Genomic DNA, 1,490 nt, shown 5'->3' with positions numbered 1-1,490 from the left:
TTCTTGTAAATGCATGTCTGCAATTACAAAAGTAATGTTGCAAATTCTATCGTCATCAATTGTAGGAATTATTCTATTTATCAGTAAAACATTATTCATGACTAACCTCTTTTTCTCTTCTTATACTTATATACCCCGTTTTATAAATTTTATTCAATTGACCTAGTCTTTTTTTTATATTATACTGATTGAAAAGAGGTGAGATATGAAAACATCACGAAAAAGTGCTAAAAAGATTAAACAAAAAAGTAAAATTTTAAATAAAATAATAATAGTAGCTTTACTTTTTATTTTTGCCTTATTTTCTTATAGATACATAAGTTCCAGACCATCTGAGTACAAACAAATTATACCAAAAAAATACATACTAAAAGATTTTGATGAACTTTGTAATCAAATCGAAAGTTCGTATATGAATTTGCCGCAAACAAAAAAATACAAAGATACAGATTTTCTATCTATGAAACCTAATTTCAAATCAAAAATCAAGTTAGAGTGTGGCAGAAAAAGAGATGAATTGACAACAGAAGAAGTGTATAATTTATACAATGATATTTTAAAAAAACTATACGATTCAAATGTTAAAGTAGCTGACAAATACACTTTTAACAAAATTTTACACCAAGAAAACAGCAATCAAATACTAAACAATTTATCTATTAAAAGGTATTCTAATTTGGTTGAAGAATTACCAGCAAAAACTTTCAGAGCATATTCTATTGATAATTATAAAGATGCGTTATATGTTAAGGTTTCTGATTTTGATTCTGTGGATATTCAAAAAGATGCCATAATCTTCAAGAATATCTTGCAAACTAATAAAAAGAAAAACAAAATTATCATAGATTTGAGAGATAATGATTCTGAAAATTTAGAATATGCAATTAATGTTATTATTAAACCGTTATTAAAATCTGACATTAATGTCGATTTCAAAGTAGCTAATAAAACTCAACCTTTGATTGATAAGAAAGTTTTAAATAATAATGGCATTTCTTTTAAAACAACCGAGGATTTGTCAAATGTAACAATTAATGATAATCAAAAAAACATAAAATACATTACCAATTTTAACCTATCGTTGAAAAAATCAGAAGAACAAAAATGCGATATTTTCATTTTACAAAATAAAAATACTAAAAACAGCGCTGATTTTGTGTGTCAAATAGCAAATAGAACTAAGTTTGCAACTACAGTAGGAGAAGCAACTTCTGGATATGGTTTGAATATTGTCCACACTTACAAATCCTTGCCAAACATAGGTTTAATAGTGGAATATCCACTTGGACAAGGCTTAAACGAAGACGGATCTACCAATGAGGAAGTCGGAACTATCCCTTCAATAAAATTAGATGATAACAGTGAGATGGTAAAACTACTTCTACAAAGAGTAAATCATGACCACCCGTAAAACGGGTGGTTTGTTCATGGGCTATAAGCCCGAGTGATACCAACCAGCGTCTCAAGGCGCTGGTTTTCACTCTGTTCAA

Annotated in this window: 1 protein-coding gene; it reads left to right on the top strand. The window is 28.1% G+C overall.

Annotation, left to right across the window (positions count from 1 at the left end):
- Positions 1-205: 205 nt before the first annotated feature.
- Entirely contained in the window at positions 206-1,411 is a 1,206-nt protein-coding gene (locus tag KHW44_RS09545) for a S41 family peptidase (protein WP_304068871.1), read from the top strand.
- The last annotated feature ends 79 nt before the right edge of the window (positions 1,412-1,490 follow it).

The organism is Finegoldia magna, assembly GCF_018371055.1.
GTDB lineage: Bacteria > Bacillota > Clostridia > Tissierellales > Peptoniphilaceae > Finegoldia > Finegoldia magna_I.
The sequence above is the reverse complement of the archived record's forward strand: the minus strand, read 5'-3'. Positions and strand labels throughout refer to the sequence as shown.